Here is a 17,698-nt window from a genome sequence, read left to right on the forward strand (position 1 = left end):
TTTACTTGTTTACAATCCAGGAGGTAATTTCCTCCGAAAGCGGTTTTGTTCCAGGAGCAATTACTTTTTCCAGTTTTCCTTCTTCGTTGATCAGGTATTTTTGAAAATTCCACTTCACGGAATTATCGGAATACCCGTTTTGTTTTTTCTCTGTCAGAAACTGGTAGAGCGGATGCATTCCTTTTCCTTTTACTTCGATTTTACTCATCATCGGGAAGCTTACTCCGTAATTCTTTTTGCAGAACTCCTTGATCTCGTCATTGGATCCCGGTTCCTGCGACATGAAGTCATTGGATGGAAATCCGACAATCACGAAGTTTTTATCTTTATAGGTTTCATACAGTTTTTCCAACTCTTCGTATTGAGGAGTTAACCCGCATTTGGAGGCTGTATTTACGATCATAACCTTTTTCCCCTTTAAAGAGGCCAGGTCAAATTCCTTGCCGTCAATGTCGGTTACTTTGAAATCATAGATCGATTGGGAGGAAGCAATGGCGCTTGCAAGTACGAATAACGAAAATAGGATTGCTTTCATAATCAAAAATTTATTGTTCTTAATGTGTCAAAAAGGCAACTTTTTTCTAAAATTAACGAATAAGTCCACATGAAGTATCAACTTTTCATTTTTTCAATTTTTGTCTCGTTTTTAATGAATGCTCAGCTTACCGGAGTTTGGAAGGGAGTATTGATCCGTGACGGACAGAAACTGGAACAGGCTTCGATCATTTATTTTGATTTCGGGAAAGAACCGCTGACCCGTGAAGAGGTTACAGGGAAAGAGGGATTTGCTGTCCGGACATTGAAAATGGAAACGAAGAATGGGCAGATCAAGGCGAAGCAATCGACCATGGTGAAGAAAAAAGATATTTATGGAAATCGCTGGTGTGCGCTGGATTTTGAAATGGCATTTGTTGATTCAACCGGGTATTTACAAGGAAAGTTCTACAGCCTGGAATGTAAAGGTGTGAGTGGTAAGCTCGTTTGTTTTAAGGTTTCCGAAACGCTTGCGAAAGAACAAACTTCGGTTGAGTTACAATCCTGGAGGCCGATTTTCATTGACGATATCAAGAATGGCCGCAAATCACGGGAAGTTCGTGACTCGGAACGCAAGAATTTCCAGTTCGAACCCATTTACTTTGATTACGACAAAGCAGACATTCGCCCCGAATACGAAGCTTTCTTAAAACGGATTGTATATGTGATCAATAGTCACTCCGATTTGCGGGTACGCGTTACGGGAAACACCGATGCAGATGGTTCCGATGCATACAACGATGACCTTTCAAAACGCCGGGCGGAAGCAATCATCGATTTCTTTGTGAAAGCCGGGTTAAAGCGCGATCGGATTGTGATCGATTTCAAGGGTGAAAAGAACCCGGTCAGCGACAATAAATCGGCAGAAGGAAAACAATTGAACAGGAGGGTAGACTTTGCCTTTATTTAATCAGATCGAGTCGATCAGTTCTTCCTGGCCGGCGCTGAAATTGGTTGCTTTTTCTACCAGTGCATTGATCCGTGGCTGAATAAACCAGATCCCAACCGGGAAAATCCAGATCAGGAAAAAGTCTCCTACAAAATTCGAAAAACGGGGATTTCGCTGTAGTTCAATACTTTTTACGGTTTTTGCGACGAAGAAAAACGTATGCAGCATGCAAAAGATGCTGAAGAAATGCAGTAAAAAAAAGAAAAGCCCTAAAACAGCAACCGTAAGCAGGTTTGCTTCATCCTGGTAAGTGATTGTTTTGATGATGAAAATGATGTAAAACGGAAGCAGGCAGAAATACAGAATCGGAACAATAAAAAGCAGTTTGACCCTTCTGACCGGGAACCGAACATGAGGCGGAATCAATTTGCTTAATTTGCTCAGTACGCTCCATGACCATCCGAATTGAACGAACCCGCAGAGTATAAAAATAACCGGCATGAGGTAAAACATCCACAGAAAATCCTCCGGCCGGTCGTTATTCTTTTCCAAACGGATAATTGCAAAGAAGGCGATGATACTGAAGGTAATCATGGTTACAAAAGGAACAACGATTGCAGGGACGAACAGCTGCCAATGTTTTGCGCGAAGAAAGATGGAGTTCATAAAACGGTTTTTTATTTTGTAAATATAAAGTAGTGACACGAAGCTCCGCATCACTACAAGAAATTTTCATGAAATAAAAACCCCGGTCCTGTAAATACGGGACCGGGGTTCTAGTATAAGAAGTTATTACTTACTTGATGAAAGACATAGAAGCGTCTTCAGCATACTTTAAGAACTCACGGTCCTTAGCAGCTTTTGCTTTCCATGCAGCATCTTTACCGATAGCGTTTTTCAGGTTGCTAACAGTTTCTGTCAAATTGCTTTGACGAGCAGATGCGATTGCTTTCAGGTAATATCCCTGACCAGACTCTTTATCGTTAGAATCGTTGATCGTTTTGATAGCTGCAGCAGCATCACCGTTCAACAATTGAGCCAATGCTTTGTTGAAAGAAGCTTTTCCACCGAAAGAGCTCACTGCATCCGCATACTTACCGTTTTGGATAGCAATGATTCCTTTGTTGTAGTTTACTTCTTCACCAGCTCCGTTAGCTTGTCCGAATAGATCAGCAGCTTTCTTGCGATCTCCGCTTACTCCTGCAACAGCTCCTAAGTTGTTTTTAGAGATAGCATTGTCTTTCAAACCGTTTGCTTTTTCGAACTGAGATTTAGCTTCAGCAACTTTCCCCTGGTTGTACAAAGCAACACCAACGTTGTTTGCAGCACGGTAATCAGATGGATCTTTTTTCTCAGCCTCACGGTATAAACGCAATTTCTCGTTTACATCTTCAGTCAAAGTAGCTGTGAACAACAACTCTTCCAAAGTCAGTTTTTGAGGATCTGAAGTAGAGATAGTTTTCAATTCATCATCAGAATATCCAGTCAGATCGTAAACTACGCTGATCTCAGCACGACGCAACAACGGGAAGATGTTTTTATCCAATTCTGTAAATGATTTTCCTAAGTTTCTCATTTCAGTTTCACGCTGATTCGGATCAGCATACATTTGAAGTACGCGTAAGATCAAATCTTTGTCTTCCTGCTTGATAGCTGTGTTTTTAGCCAACTGAACTTTGAACCCGTCAAAATCCTCACCACGTCCAGCCAGGTTGTAAATCTCACCTGAAGCTTTCTCGTTTTTAGCTTTCTTAGCTACATTCATCGTTGCAGTCTTTCCGGAGTTAGCACGGTCAGTTGACAAGTTGTCATTGAATGCTACTTCCCCTTCAGGAGATGCAAAACCAGTAATGTTGATAGATTTGATGTTGATTTTCGGATTGGATTGAGCAGCTGTCAACCATGTTCCCAAATCTACGATATCCTTGTCTTTCATTTCTGTCGGACGAACGTCGTGCTTACCTTTCAGGTAGTTGATTTGTGCAGCAGCAGTTTGCTCTGTTACACGCTTAAACTCATCCTTCGCGTAAATGCACTTGAAGTCTTTATTCACTAAGTAAGGAGTGATAATAGTACCTTTTGCGATTTCTTTATCCTCAAATTTTCCTACTTTTTCTTTACCTCCTTTGAATACTTTACCAGTTACGATTAACTCAGTGTACTCGAACTCAGGTTTGTAAGGAATAACATCTGTGTATGTCATTGTTCCACCTGGTTTGTACTGAATTACTGTACCATTCGCTGTTGCTTTCTCTCCCTGAACAGTTACCGTTTTCAACGGTGTTCCTGCCAATTTCGGAGTGATCTCAGCATACGCCTTCTTCTTGATTCCTTTCTCTGGGAATTTAATGTCAACTTTTACGCGTACACTGTCAGCGTGCATCTCAAGAGGGCTTGGAGTTACTGTGTAATCCAGATCCTTTAAAAGATCACAACTTGAAACAAGCGAACCAGTTACAGCGATAAAAGCTAATCCTTTGATACTTTGCTTTTTCATATTCAATTGTTAGTTACTACCTAATAAAATTCCTTGCAATAATAAACATAATTTTTTAACCTATGAAGATTAATACGCATTTATTGATTGATAAGTGGCGGATTATAGACGACGAATGGATTTTTTGCATTTTTGAATTTGGTTTTTAGTTCGTCAAAATCGGAACCAAGCGAATGAAAGAAAAACGAACCCGTTAGTTCTTGCATCGGTGCGATTACAAACTGTCTTTCAGTGATATACGGATGTGGAATTGTTAACTCAGGGAGTTGGATCTGTTGATCTTTGAACAAGAGAATGTCCAAATCAATGATTCTGGATTCGTATTCGCCGTTCAGGCTCTTTTTCCGGCCCATTTTTTTTTCCACAAGCTGAAGTGCTTTTAAACAATCTGGTGGATTTAATGAGCTAACACATTCAAAAACAGTGTTTAAGAAAAGGTTATTCGATTCAAATCCCCATGCTTCTGTCTCGTAAACAGAAGAGGTCCTGATGATATCAATGCTAATTAAAGTTAATTCTTCTATTGCCTGCCTGATATGAGCCATCCGGTCGCCCAAATTGGTGCCGACTCCGATGTAAATAAATTCCCCGTAATTGCTTTTTTCCGGACTTACCATTTATATAACTATTTATCCTTTTGATAGAGTAAAGATAACTTACATCATTAAAGGTGAAATGACTTTTTTAATTGGGTGTATATTTGTTCCAAAGTTATATCTATGTCAACGTCTACAGTTAAAGTTTCTTTTTGGCGGATTTTTTGGCCGTCATTACTGGCTTCCATGATCTTATCGGTTTTCGGATGGATTTTTTGGTTAATCATTTTCGGGTCTATGCTGGGTGAAGAACCTGATGCAAAAGATTCCACGGTTTTACACATGACTCTCAGCGGGGCAATCGGGGAAAGAAGTTCTTCCACATTGAACCCTTCCAATTTTAAAATGGATAAAACGAATGGTTTGGCTGATATCCTGACCGGTTTGGAAAAAGCAAAAGAGGATAAACATGTGAAAGGAATATACCTGGAACTGGGGAATGTACAATGCGGTTATGCAACAGCGATGGAAATTCGTGACGCGCTGAAGGATTTCAAAAAGTCCGGAAAATTCCTGGTGGCTTACCTGAACGGTGAAGTGATCACCCAAAAACAATACTACATCAGTTCGGTTTCCGATGAAGTGTATGGTTTCTCTACTTCGGCAATGGAATTCATCGGTTTGGGAGGAGAATTGATGTTCTTCAAAAACACTTTTGATAAACTGGGAATTGAAATGCAGGTAATCCGTGGTTCCAATAACGACTTTAAAAGTGCGGTGGAACCTTATTTCAGAACGGATATGAGTGATTCCAGCCGTTTGCAGACACAGCGTTACATGGCTTCTATCTGGAGTGATGTACGTTCACAGATTGCTGCCGATCGTAAATTGACACCGGCTATATTAAACGACATTGCCGAAAATGCAAAAATCCAGCGGGTAGATGATGCGGTGAAGTTCAAATTGATCGATGCCGTAAAATACCGCGATGAAGTAGAGGAGATTATCCTGAAAAAGTCAGGGTTGAAAGATTTGAAAGATATCATGACTTTCGAGGAATATGCTTCAAAAGGATTTAAGAACAAGCAATTGGCTTTCGAAGACAAGACTTCTAAGCCGAATGTAGCGGTGATTGTTGCAGAAGGAGCTATTACCGTAGATGGTGACGAATTGACTTCCGATAAAGTGTGTAAGTATTTCAGAGAAGTGCGCAACGACGATAACATCAAAGTAGTTGTTTTCCGGGTAAACAGCCCTGGAGGAAGTGCTTTGGCTTCCGAAGAAATCTGGAGAGAGGTTTCCCTGACAACAAAAAAGAAAAAAGTGATCGTTTCTATGGGAGATGTTGCGGCTTCGGGAGGTTACTACATCTCAACACCTGCTTCTACGATCTTTGCCGAACCGACAACCATTACGGGGTCAATCGGTGTGTTCGGAGTAATTCCTTATACAGGTGGCTTCATGGAAAATAAATTGGGGCTGACATTCGACCGTGTTCAAACGAATAAGCACAGTGTATTGTCTACCAACAGAAGATTGACTCCTGAAGAATTGGGATTGATCCAGGCGGAAGTGGACCAGATTTATATGCAATTTAAGAAACGCGTTGCTGACGGAAGAGGCTTGACGACAAATCAGGTACAGACCATTGCGCGCGGAAGAGTCTGGACAGGAGCTGATGCTTTGAAAATCGGATTGGTGGACAAGTTGGGCGGAGTAAACGATGCATTGGCTTTTGCAATCAAAGAAGCTAAAATCAAGGATGCGCACGTTCAGTATTATCCGAAAGTGAAAGAAGATCCGTTTGAAGAATTGATTGACCAATTATCTGCTGATGACCAGGAACAGTTGAAGATCAAGCAACAGGCGGTTCCGAAAGTGATTGACGATCTGACGAAGCGATTGATGAAACTGGAATCGTATACCGGAATTCAAATGAGAATGCCATACGAGATCGATTTGCATTAAATAATGATGCTATAGAAAAAAACAGTAGGGGCGTAAAATTTTACGCCCCTACTGTTTTTATAATTGGTTAATTTTGCCTCATGATCGAACACAACATTTCTTTAAAACCTTACAACACCTTCGGAATTGATGTCAAGGCCAAGTCATTCGGACGTTTCGGGTCATTGGACGAACTGAAAGATTTACTTCGCAACAGGGATCAGGAAACACCATTGTTAATCCTTGGAGGCGGAAGCAATATCCTGCTTACGAAGGACCTTCCGTTTTTTGTGCTGAAGAATGAGATTTCGGGGATTGAGGTTGTGGAAGAAACGGATGCAACCGTGGTAGTGAAAGTTGGTTCGGGAGTGGAATGGCATTCCTTTGTTCGATATACGGTTGAGAAAGGTTGGGGAGGAATTGAGAATATGAGTTTGATTCCCGGAAGTGTCGGAGCAAGCCCTATGCAGAATATCGGAGCTTATGGCGCAGAGATCAAGGATACATTCGTTTCCCTGGAAGCACTTCACATTGATACGTTGGAAGTGCACACATTTAACAAGGAAGAATGCCAGTTCGGTTACCGGGAAAGTGTTTTCAAACGCGCTTTGAAAGATCAGTATGTGATTGTATCGGTTTCCTACCGGTTGTCGAAAAATCCGGTAATCAATACGACTTACGGAGCCATTCAATCTGAAATAGAAACCATGGGTGTGAGTGAAGTGACGGTCGATACGGTAAGTCAGGCCGTTATGAATATTCGCAGAAGCAAACTTCCGGACCCGAAAATGTTGGGAAATGCAGGAAGTTTCTTTAAAAATCCCGTTGTTTCAAAAGAAGTGTTCGAACAAATTTCAGTCAATTACCCGGACGCTCCCCATTATCCGCAGGAATCAGGAGAAGAAAAGCTGGCGGCGGGCTGGCTGATAGAAAAAGCCGGCTGGAAAGGAAAACGTATTGGAGATTGCGGTGTTCACGAAAAACAAGCTTTGGTCCTGGTGAATTACGGCGGCGCAACCGGAAGCGAAATTTATGAACTTTCGGGAATGATCATTGAAGACATCCGCTCCAAATTCGGCGTGACATTGGAGCGCGAAGTGAATATTTTGTAGCTTACTAAATCCATTTAGGTGCTAAATGACTAAAACAGCCTTTCGGATGAATATTTATGCACGCCTAATGAATATACCGCCGATCTGGATGAATTACGTATTTTTAATGATATTTTGTAACTCTCAGTAAACAGGGTGTTTGTTTCGTTGAGTTGATGTGTTAGAAATTCCACAGATTTGATTCCTGTATAAATTATTCATAGCTTTTAGATAGTTAATAATGAAAGCCATTATTAAGATCATCTCAAAACACACACTGCTATGAAAACTACATTTACCATTTTAGCTTTTACTTGTTTAAGCTTTGTAGGATTCTCTCAAGCTAACACCGTTACCCTCGTACAGAAATTTTCAGATTGTGCGCCAGTTACCCAGCGTTTGATCCAGGAAAATTTTTCCACAGAAGAGCGCCTTGAATTGGAAAATGACGGGCGCAAACTGTCTAAACTGAATTATGTGATGGCACAATCGTATCGTTTTGCCGACAATCAGATGGTGCTTCGTTCGCAAAGACAATTGTTCAATGCAAAAGCTTACGACACGTACCGCAAAAAAGACCGCCGCGTAACTGTTTTTGATTCCGTTACAGGTTTGTATGTCGAATTGTATTCCTGGAATGAAATGGATGTGCAGCTTTCTCAGATTGATTTTCAATACGACGTTGCAGCAGCCGGAAAATAATTAACACCACATATAGATAAGCCCCGATGATTCAATGTTGGGGCTTTTTTGTTTTTACCACATAGGTGCATAGTTCACATAGTTTTCGTTGTCCTGTAAGCAATATTTATCATTGAGAAACTGCAAAACTTTGGTTTACCAATAGAAAATTTTATTTAATAATTTTAAGTCATTCAAAACCATCACTCAGGACATTTCCTATGTGGACTATGTGCCTATGTGGTTCATATATTATCCTATGGTTATTAATCTGGGATTACCACGTATCTTTCGTTCCGTCTTCTTCGTTCGCTTCGTCCAGCAATTTCTTCCAGTCGTAGGTAGTATCCTCTGTATCTTTCAGGATCGCAGAATAATCACCTTTGCTGATCACAATTTCTTCGATATCGTATCCCAGATACAATTGAATTTCTTCCAGCATTTTTTCTTCTTCCTTGCTGCAAAAAGAAAGTGCCTGGCCTTTGTTTTCTCCACGCCCGGTTCGCCCGATCCGGTGCACATATTGTTCGGCTTGTTCGGGTAAATCGTAATTAATTACGTAATCAACTCCCTGGATATCAATTCCGCGTGCAGAAACGTCTGTAGTAATCAATACTTTGTTTTCTCCTGACCGGAATCGTTCCAATACTTTGAACCGTTCTTTTTGTTCCACGTTCCCATGTAAGGCTTCGCTATGAATGCCCACACGTTCCATGGCTGCTACTACGCGTTCACAACGCACTTTTGTACGGACAAAAACTACGTATTTCAGTTCTTCGTATTCTTTGATGATATTTTCCAGGAAGAAGCGTTTGTCGTCCATTTCAACCTTGATGTAACCGTGCTCAATATTTTTTGAAACCGGGTCTTTCGGTGAAACCTGGATGCGGATGGCATCTCTCACCATGTCGTAAGCCAAAGCCTTGATTTTTTTATCGATGGTTGCCGAGAAAAATAAAGTTTGCCGGTTTCTTTGAGGAGAAAGTTTGTGAATCGCCTTCATATCGTGTGCGAAGCCGAGTTCCAGCATACGGTCTGCTTCATCCAAGACTAAAAACTGAATGGAATCCAGTGAAAGGTATCCCTGGGAGCGTAAATCAAATACACGCCCGGGAGTTGCGACAACTACATCCGTTCCGCGTTTCAGTTCTTTAATTTGCTTGTCTTGTTCCAATCCTCCGAGAATTGCCGTGATCCGGATATCCGAACCTTTCGCAATGCTTTCAAATGCCTGTTTGATCTGTTCGGCCAATTCACGAGTGGGTGCCATAACAATACATCTCGGGCTTTTTGACCGGGCTTTCGAACTACTCAGTTTGTGAATGATCGGAATGGCAAAAGCTGCCGTTTTCCCGGTTCCCGTTTGCGCAATACCAAATACATCCTCTCCGTTCAGGATAGGAGTGATCGCTTTGAACTGGATGTCGGTAGGTCTTCTAAAACCCAGCACTTCCAGTTGCGCTTTAATTTCTTTGGAGATGGGATAATCCGAAAATAACATGGAACAGTTTTTTACAAAGTTAATCCAAATTTTGGTAGCCCGCAGATTACGTGAATGGATGAGGTAACGATTCGCTCAGAGTGCGCAGCTGAGAGCAAAAGTTGGATGGAATGAAAACCTGATTCTCTCAGTTGCTCCTGAAATGGTATATTTGCCGTATGTATATCCCGAAGGACTTTGAGCTGAAAGATCAGGAGCTGGTGCTGAAATTTTTGGAAACGCACCCGTTCGGATCTTTGGCTGTTAATAGCCCGGATGGATTTCCGGCGATTGTTCACATTCCTTTTACGTGTGAATTCGACAGCAACACAAAGTATCTGGAATTCCATGTGGCAAAGGCAAATTCCATTGTTTCCGCTATTTCACACATGAAAAAAGGGAAAATGATAGTTTTGGGAGTCCACGGATATGTTTCTTCCTCTGTTTATACCCATGTCAATGTTCCGACTTACAATTACGAAGCAGTGCATGTTTCGGGTAAAATCGAAGAGTTGTCAGATACGGAATTGAAGAATCACCTTACCAGGCTGGTAGATGCTTTCGAAAGCGGCCGGGAAAACAAAGTGAGTATGGATCAATGGCCGGCGGACCTGATTGATGCTTATATGAAGGAAATTACCGGGTTCCGGCTGGAGATCGAACACCTGGAAGCCGGATTTAAGTTGTCCCAAAACAGGAATGAAACCGATTTTAACCGGATTCTGACAGATTTGAATAATCGTACTCCGAACGACCAGCAACTTGCTACCGCCATGAAACACGCAAAATGTCCCATCCAATGAAAAACACCTTACTGATTGCATCATGCATTCTTTTCCTGTTTTCCTGTACAACCAGGCAGAAAGAAACCGACGATTTCCAGGTAAAAGGATTCCGGTACGCGCGTTTGGTTTCCATCGAACAGAAACCGGGATACAAGGAACTGATCATTAAAAATCCGAAGACCCTGGAAGTTGAAAGCCGGTATGTGCTCTTCCCGCGTAATTCCAAAATGAAGCGCCCTGCAAATGCCAAAATTATCGAAGTGCCGGTACAAAATATGGCAGCGCTTTCTACCTCTTTCATTGGTATGCTACATGCAATCGGGAACATTGACGTCATTAAGGCGACCACTGAGAAACAATACATTTATAATAAACAGCTGGTAAAGGCGATTGATGCCGGAAAAGTGCTCACGGCAGGTTATGAAACCGGTTTGACACCGGAAGCGGTTTTGAAAGCAAAAATTCCGCTGATTGTATTCAGTGGTTTCGGACAACCCTTCCCGAATGAAGATAAATTCGCTCAACTGGGAGTGGTTTGCATGGCCAATTACGATTGGGAGGAAAAACACCCGCTTGGGAAAGCCGAGTGGATCAAAGTTTTTGGCGCCTTGGTTTGCAAAGACAAGGAGGCTGACGATTATTTCAATGAAGTTGTCAGATCCTATCACGAATTAAGAAAACAGATCACTTCGGCAGCAGAGACAGAGAGAGATCAACTTACGGTGATGTGCGGCGGAATGGCCGGTGATGTGTGGTACGCACCCGCCGGAAAATCGTTTATGGCCGGAATCATGAAAGATGCAAACATGAATTACCGCTACAAAAACACCGAAGGTACAGCAAGTATTTCACTGAGTTTGGAGCAGGTTTTCAATGATGATCAATCCTGTGATGTGTGGATCAATGCCGAAGCGTCCAGCTTGAAAAAGTTGTTCGAATTGAACCCGAAATTCCAGTATTTCCATACGGTAAAAGAAGGAAAAGTCTTCGGATACATGCATAATCCGAATTATTACTGGGAATACAGCCAGGTGAATCCGCATTGGTTGCTGGAAGATTTTATGCGTATTAACCAAAACAAGACGCAAGGTAACTTGCATTTTTACAAGCAGCTGAAATAGACTATGTGGAAGAAACACCTGATTTCATTCATCCTGTTTGTGGTAATCACCGTGATTACGATTGGTTTTCCGCATGGAAATGATCCCTGGTTTTCCTTCCTGAATACTTCCGACGACCAGGCCTGGCAATTGTTTGTGATTTACCGCATTCCGGAAGTGTTTATAGCGATTATTGCCGGATTTGCTTTGTCCATTGCCGGATTGCTTTTACAAACTACCTTGAATAATCCGCTTGCCGGACCTTCTATTTTGGGACTTACGGCGGGTTCGCACTTAATGGTTGCTCTCACCATTATGGGAAGTTCCATTCTGGGGCTGGAAATCCTGGATATTGGAATTACAGTTTCAGCAACTATCGGTGCGCTGATTTTCGGGTTATTGATCCTGGTTATTGCGGCTCGTATTCGTTCGATGGTTTCTTTATTGTTGGTGGGAATGATGCTTGGAACCTTTGTTTCTGCTATTACGAACATTATTTTGATGAAGGCGGATGCAAACAGTGTTAAAGCCTTTTCGATTTGGGGAATGGGGTCGTTGCAGCAGGTCAGTATCGAACAAATTCCTTTGATCAGTTTGTTGTTTCTCATCGGGATCGGATTGGCGTTTTTATTGACCAAACCTCTGAATGCATTGATCCTGGGTGAAAAACCTGCAGCTATTTTGGGAGTCAAAGTGAAACAGACACGCTGGAAAATCATTTTTGTCGTTTCACTGCTGGCCGGACTGGTAACAGCTTTTTGCGGACCGATCGGCTTTGTGGGATTGATTGTTCCGAATCTGGTACGGATGTTCTACAAAACTGCCCGTCACGGTCATTTATTGCTGGCTTCCGGGTTGATCGGAGCAAGTGTGATGGTGCTTTGCGTTTTGCTGATCCGCATGTTTGAACCCATTATGGTTCTTCCGGTCAACAGCTTGACTTCCTTACTCGGAGCGCCGATCGTGTTATTCCTCTTACTTAAAAACATTCGCAATGCTTAAGTTCGAAAACTGCAGAATAGGACACGATCATCTCTTGTATGAAATTCCCCTGCTGGAATTGAAGCGCAGTGAATTTGTGGCATTGATAGGTGCGAACGGTTCCGGTAAATCGACCCTGATGGATTCGCTCATCCAGGGGAAATTTTCCCAGGGGAAAGTTAGCGTTGAAGGACGGAATTGGAACGATTTGAAACTCACGGAGCGTGCACACCAGATTACGTTGGTTGATAATCATTTTTTAGGCTTCGATTACCTGAAAGTGAATGAGTATTTGGAATTAGGTCGACATTCCTACACGAATTTCACCGGGCGTTTGTCTGCCGAAGACCGTTCTATTGTCCAAAAATACGTAGAAACGCTTCATTTGGAAAAGGTACTGGACCAATCGACTTCGACCTTGAGTGACGGCGAACGTCAGCGTGTTGGAATTGCCAAAGCACTGATCCAGGAAACACCGATTATCCTGTTGGACGAACCGACCGCTTTTTTGGACTACCCAACCAAAAAGGAAGTAATGTCTTTGCTTGGGAGAATTGCCACAGAAAGTAACCGGCTCGTGATTATTGCGTCGCACGACATTGACTTTTGCATCGAATACTGCTCGCGGATATTGATCATTGAAAAGGAATCCAAAATGCTGGAATCCCATCAGCAGATCCTGCATGACGAGTTGGTAAGAAGAGCTTTCGGGATATCTTCCTGATTGTCGTCTAAAAGTTTAATTTTGTTGAACCTGTTTTGCTTTTGCTGATAGGGAATCTTTAATAGAAGAGCTATGAAATACTTATTACTGCTGACACTTGCTTTTACAACCGGCTTTTTAGCTGCACAAACTCAAAGTGCTTCCAACCGAATGCGTTGGGATAAATTGGTTCACTATTCCGCAACTTTCAAAAACGGGTCGGGTGTTTCCAAGGAAATCACAGATGCTTTCCCGGTTTACAAGATTTCAGGAGTTTGGTACGTGTCGCTTTACGGGAAAAGACTTCCGGATTGCAACTGGAATTTCATCAACGATAACAACATCCTTTTGGGTAGCTCTGTGGGAAGAATCACCACCATGAAAGTTCCGTTGGAAAGAGTGCATGAAGCAGATTTCTCACAATTCTATTCCTACCTGGAAATTCCGGGGAAAATTGTTCCTCAGTTGGATAAAGCAGTCAAAGACACCAGAGCCGACAGCGTTCAACGCGGAATTAATTTACCGGCAGCATTTACCGGAAAAGATATTTTGATCGGTGTAACGGATTGGGGATTTGATTACGGCCATCCGATGTTTTACGACACATTGCTCACACAATCCCGGGTTTATGCGGCGTGGGACCAGTACAAACAAGCCGGAACACTTCCGGTAGGTCAAACTTATGGAGCAGAATACGACACTCCGTCAGAATTGGCTGCTGCAGAAACAGACACTGCCAATATTTACAGTCACCACACCCACGGATCTCACGTAGCCGGTATTGCAGGCGGAAGCGGGGCCGGATCCATCTATCGCGGATTTGGTTTTGAATCTGAGTATCTGTTCGTGACATTCTATATCGATCAGGCTTCAGCCATCGATGCTTTTGTGTGGATGAAAGATAAAGCTCAGGCAGCCGGAAAACGATTGGTTGTAAACATGAGTTGGGGAGTTTATTACAATCAAATGGGAAGTTTGGATGGGTTTTCTTTGCTGTCCGAAGCGATTGACGAACTGAGTGCAACGAACCAGGTTGTTTTTGTGGCAGCTGCCGGAAATAATAACGGAACGAATTTCCACATCAAAAAAACGTTCAACAATAACATCTTCAATTCCCGGATCGGTTTCTATTCTTATGCTGCCAATCCTTATATGTGGGGAGAATGCATCACGGCCTGGGGAGAACAGGGACACGATTTTTCGAATAAGATTTCCGTTTATAACGGTGCCGGAACCTTGCTGGTTGCAAGTCCTTTTTATTCCACTTCAACGACCGGTTACCTGGATTCGATGTTGGTTGCAGGAAATGACACGATTGTTTTCACTATTTCTTCGGAAACGGCTAATCCGCTCAATGGAAAACCGGGGATGCAAATCCGGATTCGTTCGCTGAATACCAATTACCGGATCGTGTTGACAGGATCAGCTGCAGACGGAACTGTTCATTACTGGAACCTTCCGGAACTAACGAATGGTGCAGGAAATTTCGGTCAGACTTTTACGGCTTACGGAGCGAACGGAATAGCCGGAGATTCGTACTATGCAATCGGGGAACCGGGTTGTGCGAATAGCGCAATAACCGTTGCTGCGTATGCTTCCAGTTATGTAAACGGAGGAGGAACAACAGTTGGTGGTGCCCCGGCATCATTCACTAGTATCGGGCCATTGCATAATGAAACGATGAAGCCGGATATTGCGGCCCCGGGAGTGAACGTCATTTCATCCATTTCGTCTTATACCGATGCGGCATATACTTCTGTGGCATCGATCACTTTCAATAACAAAACTTACGATTTTGCCCGATTCTCCGGAACATCCATGGCGACACCCTGTGTGACCGGTATTGTTTCCCTGATACTGGACGCCAATCCGAATTTGTCCAGCCAGCAAGTGAAGAATATCATTAAAACAACTGCCCGTCTGGATAATTACACCGGTGCAATTGTGGCTCCCGGCGATACCAAGTGGGGGATGGGGAAAGTCAACGCTTACGCAGCGGTGAAACTGGCTTTGAATACGCTTGCGGTGGATGAACATGAAAAAACCGTTTCCTTCCTGCTTTACCCGAATCCGGCATCTAATTTACTGCATGTTTTGAATCTCAATGAATTGCCGGTAGCGGGAATGTCGATTATTTCGCTGGATGGAAAAGTGATTAATCCCCGTTTAGAAGAAAATACAATTGATCTTTCCGGTTTAACAAACGGGATGTATTTCTTAAACATTCAAACAGAGTCTGAAAATTATACCTTGAGTTTCGTGAAAGAGTAATGCTTGTTCCGATAATTTAAGATGCTGTTAAAAGAAGGCATCAGGCTTATTAATTTGAAGTGATTTTATTGCATCCGCGTTCCCTGATTTCGGAAGTGCTTATCTTTGCAAAAAATAGTCAAATGAAAGCATCTTTTTTGTCCATAGGTTTCTTGTTTCTAATTGCATCGGCGCCAGCTTGTTCCAATCAAAAAAAGGCGGCAGAAACTTCACAAACTTCCGAACAACAGGAAATGGAAGTGACTGGTGAAATTGTAAAGATTGAAAATGGCAAAGACGGATATATGGCTACCGTAAAAGATTCTGACAACAAAAACTACGTGGTAACCATCAGTATTGTTAACCTGCAAAAGTCTGGCGGTACATACAAGCAATTTCAGACTGGAGAACATATTTGGGCGAAAGGCACATTCTGGAAAGATGATTCCGGCCAGATTTACATCACCGCAAAGGATATTAAATCGGTTAAATAGGCCCCTACTGATTTCATCCCGCCCAATTTTCCCGGTCCAGGTTGCGCAATTGGATTGCTTCCGACAAATGAACCGTTTCAATAGTTGCAGAGTTATCCAGATCGGCTATTGTGCGGGCAACTTTCAGGATGCGGTCGTATGCTCTTGCGGAAAGTCCCAAACGATCCATGGCATTCTTGAGTAATTGTTTTCCTTCCGGCGATATTTCGCAAAATTCAGTCAGTTCTTTACGTTGCATTTGTGCATTGCAATGTGTTTGTGAACCCTGATAACGGTTCAGCTGGACCATTCTTGCACGGATTACGCGTTCCCGGATTTCAGTGCTGGTTTCGGTTGGAGCATTGAAAGCCAGGTCGTCAAAAGAAACCGGGGTGACTTCCACATGCAGATCAATGCGGTCCAATAACGGCCCGGAGATCTTATTCAAATAACGCTGCACAGTTCCCGGTGCGCATACGCATTCTTTTTCGGGATGATTGTAATATCCGCACGGACAAGGATTCATCGCGGCCACTAACATAAATCCGGCAGGATAATCGACTGAGAACCGCGCCCGTGAAACATTCACTGTCCGGTCTTCCAGGGGTTGTCGCATGACTTCCAGCACCTGCCTTTTGTATTCCGGAAGTTCATCCAGGAACAGCACCCCGTTGTGTGCGAGTGAAATTTCTCCGGGTTGCGGATAAGAACCACCGCCCACTAGCGCCACATCCGAAATGGTGTGATGCGGTTTCCTAAAAGGTCTTTGGGTAATCAGCCCGTTGTTTTTCCCGATTTTACCTGCTACAGAATGAATCTTGGTCGTCTCCAGTGATTCGTCGATGCTCATAGGCGGAAGTATGGTCGGAAGCCTCTTGGCCAGCATGGATTTTCCAGCTCCCGGAGGACCGATCAGGATGACATTGTGTCCACCCGCAGCCGCAATTTCAAAAGCCCGTTTGATGGCACTCTGGCCTTTCACATCTTTAAAATCGACTTCATTTTCATGAAGCTGACGTTGAAATTCTTCTTCACTATTGAATACTGCCGGTGTGAAGGGTTTGGATCCATTCAGAAAATCGATGACATCCCGCATGTTTTCCATTCCATAAATAGCTATTCCTTCCACAATCGCAGCTTCGGATTCGTTTTGTTTGGGAAGAAGGATTCCTTTGAAACCGTCTTTTTTGGCTTGCATAACAATGGGTAAAACTCCCTTGATGACCTGCAACGTTCCGTCGAGTGATAATTCACCGAGCAGGAGATAATCTTCCAGTTTGGTAGCAGAAATTTGCTCGGAGGCCGCTAATATCCCGATTCCGATTGCCAGGTCGAATGTCGATCCTTCCTTCCGGATATCTGCCGGAGCCATGTTGACGGTGATTTCTTTTCCGGGGTAATTCAGGTTGTTGTTCTTTAAAGCAGCCTTGATCCGTTGATGACTTTCCTGAACGGCTTTGTCCGGCAATCCGACAAGCATAAAATTAACTCCGTTCGCAATATTTACTTCGATTGTAATGGTTGTTGCATCAATCCCGAATACGGCACTTCCATAAGTTTTTACCAGCATAATTTGTTTCGTTTTCACTTTAAGTTACGTGAAAAGTTGATTTGAAACAAGTGTTTTGATTATATTTTAACCGAAATATGATTGTTTCATAAGCTTTAAATAACTGTAATAGTTCATGGGATCGTAAATTGATTACGAACTGGGAAACGATCTTTGTATAGACTTGTGTAACAAATTATTA

Annotated in this window: 16 protein-coding genes; 10 read left to right on the top strand and 6 right to left on the bottom strand. The window is 42.7% G+C overall.

The features are described from left to right. Nucleotide 1 precedes the first annotated feature (1 nt). Nucleotides 2-535 (bottom strand): glutathione peroxidase, encoded by a 534-nt coding sequence (locus ABDW02_RS15295; protein ID WP_343635983.1) that lies wholly within the window; start codon nt 533-535, stop codon nt 2-4. Nucleotides 536-604: 69 nt separating this feature from the next. Between ABDW02_RS15295 and ABDW02_RS15300 the strand changes: the two genes are divergently transcribed. Then, nucleotides 605-1,444, top strand: coding sequence for an OmpA family protein (locus ABDW02_RS15300; protein WP_343635991.1), 840 nt, complete (start codon nt 605-607; stop codon nt 1,442-1,444). Here the strand turns inward: ABDW02_RS15300 and ABDW02_RS15305 are convergent, their stop codons facing one another. The 3 genes from ABDW02_RS15305 to folK all read right to left on the bottom strand — a co-directional run bounded on the left by ABDW02_RS15305 (nt 1,445) and on the right by folK (nt 4,537). Next, nucleotides 1,445-2,089 carry a hypothetical protein gene (locus ABDW02_RS15305; RefSeq protein ID WP_343635993.1) on the bottom strand — a complete coding sequence of 215 codons (645 nt, stop codon included), beginning with the start codon at nt 2,087-2,089 and terminating at the stop codon, nt 1,445-1,447. It lies immediately after the preceding gene. A 130-nt stretch (nt 2,090-2,219) separates the two neighbouring features. Continuing rightward, nucleotides 2,220-3,920, bottom strand: coding sequence for a tetratricopeptide repeat protein (locus ABDW02_RS15310; protein WP_343635995.1), 1,701 nt, complete (start codon nt 3,918-3,920; stop codon nt 2,220-2,222). 80 nt (nt 3,921-4,000) lie between these two features. After that, entirely contained in the window at nt 4,001-4,537 is a 537-nt protein-coding gene (gene folK, locus ABDW02_RS15315) for a 2-amino-4-hydroxy-6-hydroxymethyldihydropteridine diphosphokinase (RefSeq protein WP_343635997.1), read from the bottom strand. A gap of 102 nt (nt 4,538-4,639) precedes the next feature. Between folK and sppA the strand changes: the two genes are divergently transcribed. The 3 genes from sppA (at nt 4,640) to ABDW02_RS15330 (ending at nt 8,196) form a co-directional block, all read left to right on the top strand. Continuing rightward, nucleotides 4,640-6,424 (top strand): signal peptide peptidase SppA, encoded by a 1,785-nt coding sequence (gene sppA / locus ABDW02_RS15320; protein WP_343635999.1) that lies wholly within the window; start codon nt 4,640-4,642, stop codon nt 6,422-6,424. A gap of 80 nt (nt 6,425-6,504) precedes the next feature. After that, complete coding sequence (gene murB / locus ABDW02_RS15325; protein ID WP_343636001.1) at nt 6,505-7,515, top strand: UDP-N-acetylmuramate dehydrogenase; 1,011 nt, start codon at nt 6,505-6,507, stop codon at nt 7,513-7,515. A gap of 261 nt (nt 7,516-7,776) precedes the next feature. Then, complete coding sequence (locus tag ABDW02_RS15330) at nt 7,777-8,196, top strand: hypothetical protein (RefSeq protein ID WP_343636003.1); 420 nt, start codon at nt 7,777-7,779, stop codon at nt 8,194-8,196. A gap of 256 nt (nt 8,197-8,452) precedes the next feature. On the opposite strand, the gene ABDW02_RS15335 is transcribed toward ABDW02_RS15330, so the two are convergent. Next, a complete protein-coding gene (locus ABDW02_RS15335; protein WP_343636004.1) occupies nt 8,453-9,676 on the bottom strand; it encodes a DEAD/DEAH box helicase in 1,224 nt (407 codons plus the stop codon). Nucleotides 9,677-9,834: 158 nt separating this feature from the next. Here ABDW02_RS15335 and ABDW02_RS15340 point away from each other — a divergent pair, with 158 nt between their 5' ends. The 6 genes from ABDW02_RS15340 to ABDW02_RS15365 all read left to right on the top strand — a co-directional run bounded on the left by ABDW02_RS15340 (nt 9,835) and on the right by ABDW02_RS15365 (nt 15,968). Continuing rightward, nucleotides 9,835-10,458: an FMN-binding negative transcriptional regulator gene (locus ABDW02_RS15340; RefSeq protein WP_343636006.1), complete on the top strand. Its 624-nt coding sequence runs from the start codon at nt 9,835-9,837 to the stop codon at nt 10,456-10,458. After that, on the top strand, nt 10,455-11,561 hold the full coding sequence (locus ABDW02_RS15345) for an ABC transporter substrate-binding protein (protein ID WP_343636008.1): 1,107 nt from the start codon (nt 10,455-10,457) through the stop codon (nt 11,559-11,561). The genes ABDW02_RS15340 and ABDW02_RS15345 overlap by 4 nt, the downstream gene beginning before the upstream one ends. A gap of 3 nt (nt 11,562-11,564) precedes the next feature. After that, nucleotides 11,565-12,542, top strand: coding sequence for an iron ABC transporter permease (locus ABDW02_RS15350; RefSeq protein WP_343636010.1), 978 nt, complete (start codon nt 11,565-11,567; stop codon nt 12,540-12,542). Continuing rightward, nucleotides 12,535-13,245, top strand: a complete 711-nt coding sequence (locus ABDW02_RS15355; RefSeq protein WP_343636012.1) for an ABC transporter ATP-binding protein — start codon at nt 12,535-12,537, stop codon at nt 13,243-13,245. The genes ABDW02_RS15350 and ABDW02_RS15355 overlap by 8 nt, the downstream gene beginning before the upstream one ends. A 72-nt stretch (nt 13,246-13,317) precedes the next feature. Next, nucleotides 13,318-15,495 (top strand): S8 family peptidase, encoded by a 2,178-nt coding sequence (locus ABDW02_RS15360; RefSeq protein ID WP_343636015.1) that lies wholly within the window; start codon nt 13,318-13,320, stop codon nt 15,493-15,495. Nucleotides 15,496-15,617: 122 nt separating this feature from the next. Then, nucleotides 15,618-15,968, top strand: a complete 351-nt coding sequence (locus ABDW02_RS15365) for a hypothetical protein (protein ID WP_343636016.1) — start codon at nt 15,618-15,620, stop codon at nt 15,966-15,968. 13 nt (nt 15,969-15,981) lie between these two features. Here ABDW02_RS15365 and ABDW02_RS15370 read toward each other — a convergent pair whose 3' ends face one another. Then, the gene (locus ABDW02_RS15370; protein WP_343636018.1) at nt 15,982-17,517 is read right to left on the bottom strand and encodes a YifB family Mg chelatase-like AAA ATPase; all 1,536 of its coding nucleotides are present in this window, start codon (nt 17,515-17,517) and stop codon (nt 15,982-15,984) included. Nucleotides 17,518-17,698: the final 181 nt, after the last annotated feature.

The organism is Fluviicola sp. (assembly GCF_039596395.1).
GTDB lineage: Bacteria > Bacteroidota > Bacteroidia > Flavobacteriales_D > Crocinitomicaceae > Fluviicola.

What these genes read in the sequence shown, in the direction of transcription:
- ABDW02_RS15295 (WP_343635983.1), bottom strand. Translation starts at nt 535, where the DNA reads ATGAAAGCAATCCTATTTTCGTTATTCGTACTTGCAAGCGCCATTGCT.
- ABDW02_RS15300 (WP_343635991.1), top strand. Translation starts at nt 605, where the DNA reads ATGAAGTATCAACTTTTCATTTTTTCAATTTTTGTCTCGTTTTTAATG.
- ABDW02_RS15305 (WP_343635993.1), bottom strand. Translation starts at nt 2,089, where the DNA reads ATGAACTCCATCTTTCTTCGCGCAAAACATTGGCAGCTGTTCGTCCCT.
- ABDW02_RS15310 (WP_343635995.1), bottom strand. Translation starts at nt 3,920, where the DNA reads ATGAAAAAGCAAAGTATCAAAGGATTAGCTTTTATCGCTGTAACTGGT.
- folK (WP_343635997.1), bottom strand. Translation starts at nt 4,537, where the DNA reads ATGGTAAGTCCGGAAAAAAGCAATTACGGGGAATTTATTTACATCGGA.
- sppA (WP_343635999.1), top strand. Translation starts at nt 4,640, where the DNA reads ATGTCAACGTCTACAGTTAAAGTTTCTTTTTGGCGGATTTTTTGGCCG.
- murB (WP_343636001.1), top strand. Translation starts at nt 6,505, where the DNA reads ATGATCGAACACAACATTTCTTTAAAACCTTACAACACCTTCGGAATT.
- ABDW02_RS15330 (WP_343636003.1), top strand. Translation starts at nt 7,777, where the DNA reads ATGAAAACTACATTTACCATTTTAGCTTTTACTTGTTTAAGCTTTGTA.
- ABDW02_RS15335 (WP_343636004.1), bottom strand. Translation starts at nt 9,676, where the DNA reads ATGTTATTTTCGGATTATCCCATCTCCAAAGAAATTAAAGCGCAACTG.
- ABDW02_RS15340 (WP_343636006.1), top strand. Translation starts at nt 9,835, where the DNA reads ATGTATATCCCGAAGGACTTTGAGCTGAAAGATCAGGAGCTGGTGCTG.
- ABDW02_RS15345 (WP_343636008.1), top strand. Translation starts at nt 10,455, where the DNA reads ATGAAAAACACCTTACTGATTGCATCATGCATTCTTTTCCTGTTTTCC.
- ABDW02_RS15350 (WP_343636010.1), top strand. Translation starts at nt 11,565, where the DNA reads ATGTGGAAGAAACACCTGATTTCATTCATCCTGTTTGTGGTAATCACC.
- ABDW02_RS15355 (WP_343636012.1), top strand. Translation starts at nt 12,535, where the DNA reads ATGCTTAAGTTCGAAAACTGCAGAATAGGACACGATCATCTCTTGTAT.
- ABDW02_RS15360 (WP_343636015.1), top strand. Translation starts at nt 13,318, where the DNA reads ATGAAATACTTATTACTGCTGACACTTGCTTTTACAACCGGCTTTTTA.
- ABDW02_RS15365 (WP_343636016.1), top strand. Translation starts at nt 15,618, where the DNA reads ATGAAAGCATCTTTTTTGTCCATAGGTTTCTTGTTTCTAATTGCATCG.
- ABDW02_RS15370 (WP_343636018.1), bottom strand. Translation starts at nt 17,517, where the DNA reads ATGCTGGTAAAAACTTATGGAAGTGCCGTATTCGGGATTGATGCAACA.